Annotated in this window: 1 pseudogene; it reads right to left on the bottom strand. The window is 41.0% G+C overall.

The features are described from left to right. A pseudogene (locus MP477_RS22885) lies at nucleotides 1–463 on the bottom strand (AMP-binding protein); the annotation flags it as partial.

The raw sequence follows: 463 nt of genomic DNA on the forward strand, positions 1-463 counted from the left end.
AAGCCCCAACACTTCACCGTAGATTCGGGATAATGTTCTCTGTAACTCATTTTCTACGGCTACATATTCTCTGTCTCCGCTGAATTCCGGTTCAGGAAGCTGTTTTCTGTCCAGCTTTCCATTGATCGTTAATGGTAAAGCTGTTAAATGAACAAAAACATTCGGTACCATATATTCCGGTAAAGAGGATGATAGATATTCCGTAAGAGTTTCATTATCAATATCTTCTTCTGATACATAATATCCGGCAAGGTATTTCATCCCCGCACTGTTCTCTTTGGCTAAGACTACCGATTGTCTTACTTCAGGATATTGAGACAAACGGTTTTCGATCTCTCCCAATTCTATCCTATAACCCCGGATCTTTACCTGGAAGTCATTTCTGCCAATGTATTCTATATTGCCATCCGGAAGCCAGCGTACTAAATCTCCTGTACTGTACAGCCTTCCATTTTCTCCCTTC

The organism is Chryseobacterium sp. WG23 (genome assembly GCF_024586575.1).
In the GTDB taxonomy this organism is placed as follows: Bacteria; Bacteroidota; Bacteroidia; order Flavobacteriales; family Weeksellaceae; genus Chryseobacterium.